At 41.9% G+C, this 7,832-nt stretch carries 9 protein-coding genes; 3 read left to right on the top strand and 6 right to left on the bottom strand.

Features of this window, described 5'->3' with window-relative positions; all coding sequences use genetic code 11:
* The 3 genes from ACTB1O_RS01760 to ACTB1O_RS01750 all read right to left on the bottom strand — a co-directional run.
* Positions 1-650, bottom strand: a 650-nt coding sequence (locus tag ACTB1O_RS01760; protein ID WP_462993425.1) for a helix-turn-helix domain-containing protein, incomplete at its 3' end; no start/stop codon positions are given.
* A 65-nt stretch (positions 651-715) separates the two neighbouring features.
* Positions 716-1,429: a PP2C family protein-serine/threonine phosphatase gene (locus tag ACTB1O_RS01755; RefSeq protein WP_462993424.1), complete on the bottom strand. Its 714-nt coding sequence runs from the start codon at positions 1,427-1,429 to the stop codon at positions 716-718.
* 170 nt (positions 1,430-1,599) lie between these two features.
* On the bottom strand, positions 1,600-1,971 hold the full coding sequence (locus ACTB1O_RS01750) for a hypothetical protein (protein WP_462993423.1): 372 nt from the start codon (positions 1,969-1,971) through the stop codon (positions 1,600-1,602).
* Between the two features lie 197 nt (positions 1,972-2,168).
* Here ACTB1O_RS01750 and ACTB1O_RS01745 point away from each other — a divergent pair, with 197 nt between their 5' ends.
* The 3 genes from ACTB1O_RS01745 (at position 2,169) to ACTB1O_RS01735 (ending at position 4,830) form a co-directional block, all read left to right on the top strand.
* Positions 2,169-2,774 (top strand): HEAT repeat domain-containing protein, encoded by a 606-nt coding sequence (locus ACTB1O_RS01745; RefSeq protein ID WP_462993422.1) that lies wholly within the window; start codon positions 2,169-2,171, stop codon positions 2,772-2,774.
* A gap of 20 nt (positions 2,775-2,794) precedes the next feature.
* Positions 2,795-3,640, top strand: a complete 846-nt coding sequence (locus ACTB1O_RS01740; RefSeq protein WP_462993421.1) for an MBL fold metallo-hydrolase — start codon at positions 2,795-2,797, stop codon at positions 3,638-3,640.
* Between the two features lie 128 nt (positions 3,641-3,768).
* The gene (locus ACTB1O_RS01735) at positions 3,769-4,830 is read left to right on the top strand and encodes a hypothetical protein (RefSeq protein WP_462993420.1); all 1,062 of its coding nucleotides are present in this window, start codon (positions 3,769-3,771) and stop codon (positions 4,828-4,830) included.
* 296 nt (positions 4,831-5,126) lie between these two features.
* Here ACTB1O_RS01735 and ACTB1O_RS01730 read toward each other — a convergent pair whose 3' ends face one another.
* The 3 genes from ACTB1O_RS01730 to ACTB1O_RS01720 all read right to left on the bottom strand — a co-directional run.
* On the bottom strand, positions 5,127-5,612 hold the full coding sequence (locus ACTB1O_RS01730; protein ID WP_462993419.1) for a hypothetical protein: 486 nt from the start codon (positions 5,610-5,612) through the stop codon (positions 5,127-5,129).
* A 28-nt stretch (positions 5,613-5,640) separates the two neighbouring features.
* Positions 5,641-7,122, bottom strand: a complete 1,482-nt coding sequence (gene tfrB, locus ACTB1O_RS01725) for a fumarate reductase (CoM/CoB) subunit TfrB (protein WP_462993418.1) — start codon at positions 7,120-7,122, stop codon at positions 5,641-5,643.
* A 1-nt stretch (position 7,123) separates the two neighbouring features.
* The coding region (locus ACTB1O_RS01720) for an FAD-binding protein (RefSeq protein ID WP_462993417.1) at positions 7,124-7,832 on the bottom strand (709 nt) is incomplete at its 5' end.

The following is a 7,832-nucleotide window of genomic DNA, read 5'->3' as shown; positions in this document are numbered from 1 at the left end:
GTGCTTTTGCAGTCCTCAAAAAACCATTCTCCTTCTCTTGAAATGAACTTCCCGTGAGGTTTTGTAACCCTTGTCACTGCCTCATATCCGGATGAGAGAACAATTGTGCAGTTATCTTTGATATCGGGGGCATTCTGATCCTCGCGTCCGATCAGAACCTCACTTTCTTTTAGCGGATGTGCTTTGCCGTCGTCATCGCCGCCGAGAATAATTATTACCGGAATTCCTGTTTTATTATCGCTCTCAAGCATACTACGGACAGACTGAAGTTTTGAATTCAGTTCCTCTTCTCCGATTCTGATGTCGATGTTGCTGAAAATACTCAGGTTTCGTATTATTCCTTCCATTCCGCCCGGAATTAAGGAATACTTCCATACAGGTAGTGAACCTTTGGATGTCTGCCGCCCGAGTCCTGCTTCCTTTTTTATGACACCTGTTTTGAGGAGTTTGTCGAGATGCTTTTTTGTATTCTCATAGCTTGTATCAATCTCGCTTGCAATCTCCCTGACCTCTTTGGGGTGATGTTCTATGAGCTTTAGAATCCGAAGTCTTGTAGGATTAGAAAGGACATTTAAGTAATCGGAGAGATCCTCGTAAAAATCAGGATCGCTTGTAATTGCAATTGTATTCTCATTAATATCGTCATTCATCTGACTTTTCTCCGCCTTTTTCTATGTTTCTTCTTTCTTTTTTCTTCTTTTTTAGTATAACTGTGTCAGTTGGTCTGGTTGATCATAACAACTGCTGTTATATTGTCGTCCGATGTCAAAAGAGCTGATTTTATGAGTTCTTTTGCTATTTCGTTTGCCTGTTTTTCCCCAAGAGCCGCTTTTATCTGCTCATCTTCAAGATAGTCATGGAGGCCGTCACTTGAGAGGAGAAGAATATCGCCTGGTTTTGTATCAAAGCTGAACGTATCAACATTGAAGTCACCTCCAAGTGAGTGGTTTATAACATGCTTCATCGGATGAAACCTTGCGGATTTTTTCTCCACAAGGCCCTTTCTGACAAGGTCCTGGACAAGGGAGTGATCAACAGTAATCTGCCTTAATTCGCTGCCGTAATGGTAAAGGCGTGAATCACCTGTATTTGCGGCAACGACAATGTTATCCTCCATAAATGCTCCTACAAGGGTTGTTCCCATACCTTTGGAATTTCCCGTGGCATTTTTTTCAATCTCTGAATCCGCCTCTTTGAATGCGAATATGAGGAGCTCTTTTTTCTCTCCGATATCCATTCCCTCATTATAGCCTTCGGAAAAAATTCTTCTTAATGTGGCAATGGCAAGTTTTGATGCCACTTCTCCGGCTGCATGTCCGCCAAGACCATCTGCGACTGCCAAAAGCATACCTCTGCCTACTGGTGCCGCAAGGTAAGAGTCTTCATTGTAGGCCCTTTTTCCGGCAACTGATACAGCACTGTAGTCCATAAATTATGTTTCCGTTCACAAACTGCAGGATAAAAAGAATGAAACAATTTTTCTGCATTATTTGTGATATAATGCACAACTTTCAATCTGAATTTATATTAATATTCACTATCTTTTTGGTTTTGAGATATAACCGGCAGGTTATACGAATGTTCACTAAAAAAAATATATTATACCAGCATCATCCAGACCATGTATGATGCAATTACCATCAGCACAAATATGACGATAAGAAATTTGTACCAGCATTTTTTGCAGAAAAAGCCAAGAGGCCCCATATTCTCTTTTTCAAATGTTTTGCTGCAGCCTCTGCATAAGATTCCGCCTTTTATGCCGTTTTCATCTTCCATCTCGTGTTTGTAATATTTGTGGAGTTTTTCATCCCGGTTAGGGCTGTTTGCCAGTTTGCGCCACTCATCCTTGCTCATTGCCCTGAAATAGTCACATTCGCTGCATTTGAGCCAGACTTCATATTCGTCAGGGTGTTCTACAGAAAGGGCATTTTTACCACATTTCGGGCACTCAATAATTTCATCAGTCATTTTTTAGTTCAGTCTCCTGAATCTGTAATTCGTTTCTTATAGCATATAAGCAGAATGAAATGATTTTTTAAAAACAGCATTGCTTTGTAAATCAGATTTGTGGCGGGACATTGGTTTTGGGAATTTTTCCCGGATTTTCTCCTTTTAGGTATCATCGGGTTATTTTATGTTAAAAGACGAAAACATCTGGTATGAAGATGAATCCTAAGTTTATTTTAACAGCCTGTGCATTCATTCTGGCTCTTTTTATCTGTGCCTGTGGATGTACGGGGACAGATGAGACGACAGACCCTGCAATAACAGAAAATATCGATGCACTCTTTTCAGGTGACCAGAGTGTTTCAAAGGCAGCGGCTGAAGAGCTTATAAAAACCGGCGAGCCTGCCGTAATCCCTTTGACAAAGGTGTTTTCAAAGGGAGATCAGACAGCGTCCACCTGGGCTGCCGTTGTGCTCTGTAATATCGGAGAGCCCTCTGTCGGGCCGCTTGTGGAGCTTTTATCGTCACAGAATGAGGATGAGCTTAAATGGGCTGAAAATTCGCTTGCATGTCTTGGAACAACAGCTGTTCCCGCACTTATAAAAGAGGCTGAGACCGGGACTGAGACATCCCGCGAAGCTGCATCGATTGCGATTATAAAAATAGGCGGGCCTGCCCTTCCGCTTCTTCAGCTTGAGCTGAATATGGGTGATGAGAAGTACTCGGGCGTTATTGAGGATCTTATAAGGTCAATATATGCAACCACAGGTCTTCAGGAAAGGATTTCAGAAGGAAATACGACATCCGGCGGCGAAGACGCCTGAGATAAACTGTGTGTGATTAAATGAAGCTTACAGTTCTGTGTGACAACAATACTATAATTGACCTGTATCTGACAGGAGAGCCCGGACTCTCATTTTTTATTGAGGACTGCGGCAAAAATATTCTGTTTGATACCGGATACTCTGACGTTTTTATAAAAAATGCAGAGGAGCTTGGAATTGATCTTCTGCTGACAGACTACATTGTCCTCTCACACAACCATATTGATCACACTGGCGGTCTTGTTTTCCTAAAAAAGATGTATGAGAAAGCCGGGGCCGCAGGCCTCTCCTGCAAAAGACCTGTTATTATCGCACACCCAAAGATATTTCGTGAGGTTACAATGGATGGCTTCGGGGATATCGGCTCTCCCTTAAACAGAGAAGATTTAGAGTCATTTGCTGATATCATGCTCTCTGATGAGCCTGTCAAAATTACGGACAATATTACTTTCATGGGGGAAATTGTTGAGACAATACCGTTTGAGACTCTCTGTGCAGCGGGAATTTCAAATGATTCATGCGGGCACCCGGCACCCGATTATCAGCCTGATGACTCGGCTCTTTTATATGCCGGTGATGAGGGAATTGTGATAATTACGGGATGCTCACACAAGGGAATCTGCTCAATTGTGAAACAGGCTTTAAAATATTCCGGACGGGATGATCTTTTTGATATTATAGGCGGATTTCATCTTCTTGATGCCGGTGAGGACAGGCTTAAAAAGACAGGGGAGTATCTCTCCGGCTTTGATATGAAGTGCATTCACCCGTGCCACTGCACTGACCTTGCGGCTAAGATTAAGCTTGCGGAGTATGTGCAGGTTGAGGATGTCGGGTGCGGTTTTGTTGTGGAATACTGTGAATAAATCTGAAAATAATAAAATTAGAACTATTTTTTTTAAAAATTCACTTTCGGAGCGCCTGGTTAGATTCTAAATAATTTCGTAATCAAACATATATATGACAAGAATAAAATTTAAAATAGTTGAGAAATATGTCTGATGATAATAGGCTGCTGAAAGTTCACATTTCTTCTCTTAAATCTAAAAATCCTGATGTACAAATATCTATTGTTGCAAATTACCTGAATGCACTTCAGAATATAATGTATATTTCAGGAGATTTTTCTGCAGGGAATCAATACAGGAGTGGTGGTGACTTTCCAAAGCAGATAAAAGAGACATGTAATCTCGTCTTTAAGGATCTTAAATATGGCAGTTTTGAAGGAAGTATAGCACTGTCAGACACTCAGTCTCCTTTAATAGGAGGAATCGGAGGAACAATTGGAGAACGTGCCTTTGATCTAGCTAAACAAGTAGTAAGTGTGATTAATAGCCATCCCAATCTCTCAGAGGATCTTTTTAAAATAATTCCTGATGAATTTAGGGCACAGAAAATCCTTAATGAGATAGATAATGTTTGGCCTGATGAAAAATCAAATTATTCTATTAATATGTCATTTGGAAGTGATTCTGAGTATAAGTTGAATCCTGAGAGAAAACGGCCGATACAGGTGGCTAAATCTAAAAGGCCCAAAAAATATTCTGGTTTTGTATTTGGAAGAATAAAAGAAATGGGAGTTGAGGGTAAAAACCGATGTAGTTTTGACACTATTATTGGTAGATTTACTGCAACTTATAAACCTGAACTTGAAAATGAAATTTTAGGGATGCTTAAGAAAAATATTCGGCTTGAGGGTCTTATTGAGAAGAAAAGTTCAGGTTATTCTATGAGTATAGACAATTTGGATAATATAGCTGTTGTTGATACGATTCCTGTGATTGAAGTTTGTTTGTCTAAAGATGATGAGAGACTTTTGTCTCGCCCTATTGAGCTAACTGTTGACTGGAATGAAGAAGATCAGGATTTGATTCTTTTTAACGACGAATATGGTCTTTTGGCGGAAGCGTCAACATTAAAGGAGGGTTTTGTTGAGATAAATGAGAATCTTAGTTTCCTTTATAAAAATTATGTGCTTGAGGAGGATGACAACTTAACAGAAGATGCAATTTTGTTAAAGCGGAAATTGATAGCTCTTTTTAATGGTGGTAATTGATGGCCACCCGTAAAAATGAAAGGATAATGAAAGCTCTGCAAAAAAAGGGTTTTCAGTCATCCGATACCCACCATATATATTTGTGTTTTTATTATGAGGGAAGAAAAACATCCATTTCAACTCATATTAGCCATCATAAAGCAGAAATAGGGAATAAATTGCGTTCAATAATGGCAAGACAACTTAAAATATCCGGAAAAGAGTTTGACAATCTTATTGATTGTTCAATGAGTCAAAAGGATTTGACTGAAAAATATCTGGAAGAGGGTATTTTAAAAGTATAATTTATAAAAAAATCAGTTCCCTTCCAGACAGAACATCATAACCTTTCTTTTGATACTTATTTCCTTCTCAAAAACAGTCTCATTGGTATCCTTATCTAACGCCTCAACTCTGACAGTAAACTTCTCAGGCATGTTCTCAATCTCAAGTCCCCGGTAGCTCCACCAGAGAGTCTCCCCCTCTTCTGTTAAGGTGTCATTTCCAAGTTCAGTGACCTTAAATTCTGTCTCATTGCCCCATGAGATAAATTCGACATCAGAACTGCCTTCTCCTTCTGCAGTCCAGTGGTAGAGAAATTCACCGGTCTCCTTATGCACGGGTGTCATATCAATCCCGACAATAGAGGACATTATCGGTGACCAGCAGGTATTCTCTGACAGGACTGTAAAATTTTCTTCACTTATATTGTCCTTATCGGTGCATCCTGAAAACAAGATGAGCAGGAGTATTAACAATACTGAAAATACGGTGAAAAATGAGGATAGATTTATTTTTTTCATCTGTTATCCTTCTTTACTGTTTTTTAGCTCAGGCGTTTTTTTCGTCCTTTTTCCTGTATCCTTCCAAAAGCAGGGTTGTTATGTTTTTGACTGGTTTATCTGTGCATGACTGGATATGGAATTCGCAGAACGGACATGAGGATATGACATAATCGCATCCTGTTTTGTCAATCTCAACTGCTCTTTCATCACCAAGTGCCTTTGCCTCTTCAGGGATTCCCGACTTCACACCGCCGCCTGACCCGCAGCATTTGGAAGGCATCTCTGTGAAATTCGCGGCAGCTATCTCCAGAAGTTTTCTCGGCTCTTCTGTTATTCCCTGTCCTCTCATGAGGTGGCAGGGGTCATGGTATGTAACCTTAATATCAAGCTTTTCCGGTTTCTCTATTTCATATTCTGTTAAGAGTTCGTTGATATCGATAACCCTGTAAGGTGTGTCATAATCGTTTTTGAGAGTTGAACCGCATCCGGCACACATGGTAAGCACAGTCTTAATTCCTCTCTTTTCAAAGCACTCAATATTCTTTCTCATAAGTTCGGGAAGATATGAGGTCTGGCCTGTACGGATTAAGGGCGATCCGCAGCAGACCTGATCTTTGGGGACAATGACCCTGATTCCGTTTCTCTTCAAAACCTCTACTGCATCAAGGGCTGTATCCGGAAGCCTGAGATTGTACATGCATCCGACAAAAAATCCTATCTCTGCCTTTACTTCCCCGTAAGGTTCGATTACCTCCGGTACCTGTTCAAAGAAGGATGGTTTTATCCTCTCAACACTTCGTCCCGTATCCTCGACAAGCTTTGCGACCTCCTGGTGTCTCGGCAGGGTGAGTCCTTCTTTGTTTGCAAGCTCACGCAGTTTTTCGATCGCCTTTCCGGGGATTTCAATATTTTTCGGGCAGACCTTCCAGCAGGCACCGCAGCTTGTGCATGTAAAAAGGCCTTCCTCACTTACACAGAGAGGTATTCTGTCCCTTTCATCACGCGGGTCTAAGGCAAGCCTCATCTCCTGTCGCATAAAGGCTGGGCCGTCAAACTCTGTGACATCCATTGCAGGACAGACCGACACACAGCAGAGGCACTCGATGCAGTCCCGGATTGGCTTTATTTTATCTATCTCCTCTTTTGAAGGGAGTTTTGTCGACTCAGACGGCACAAGTCCTGGCATCTCCTTTAAAAATGTTGCAAGATCCACCACAAGATCCTTTATCACGGGGAGATCGAGAGGCTCAATTCTCATCCCCGTCTTTGCCTCTGTCATGCAGGCCAGTTTTGGCTCCCCGTTGACAAGGACTGCACAGCTTCCGCACTGTCCTGCACTGCAGCAGTAGCGGAACGAAAATGTGGGATCTATAATGTCGCGGATTGCAATTAAGACATCCAGAACCCTTGCACCTTCATGAACAGGAACAGTATATTCCTTTAAAACCGCCCCTGTCTCATCGTCTTTGCATGTGTCAAACCTCGAGACAAAAAATGTAATTTCCTTTGTTTTTACTTCCTCTGCCATCTTATGCCGCCTCCTTTTTTTCTATTCCTGCTCTCTTAAGAGACTGGTATGTGTGGCCGCAGGGTGATTTATCAGGTGTCCATTCCGGTTCTATATCTTTTCTGACGTGGGCTCCGCGTGATTCCTCACGCAGAAGTGCTCCTTTTACAACAATCTCCGCAACAGTTAACATATCCTCAAGAATGCAGCAGTCGGCGATGTTCTGCATCGAAACCGCCTTTGGTTTCATCTTTTTTAGTTCTGCGATGTCGGATGCCGCCTTTAGGAGTTCATCTTTTGTCCGGAATATTCCTGCATTCTCCCACATCGTCATTTTAAGTGCGGCTTTTATCTCTGCCACACTGTCTGTTCCGTTTAAAAAGCCTTCAATTCTTTCCCTTTGGGATTCAATCTGCATTTCATCAATTTTTATATCGAATTTTGCTGTATTTCCGGCAGATTCCCCTGCACGTTTACCGAAGACCTGTGTGTCGGCAAGCGAGTTTCCGCCGAGACGGTTTGCGCCGTGAACGCCGCCTGTGACCTCTCCGCAGGCATAAAGACCCCGGACTGTTGTCTCGCATTCAGGTGTAATCCGAAGACCGCCCATCATATGATGTGCTGTTGGTGCGACCTCCATCGGTTCTTTCCTTATATCCACACCGAAATTCAAAAACTGCTCAAGCATTAAAGGCAGGCGTTCTTCTATCGTCTCTGCGGACAGGTGTGAG

It is taken from the genome of Methanomicrobium sp., from assembly GCF_055145805.1.
Note: the sequence above shows the minus strand (reverse complement) of the source record. Positions and strands in the feature narration are given on the sequence as shown.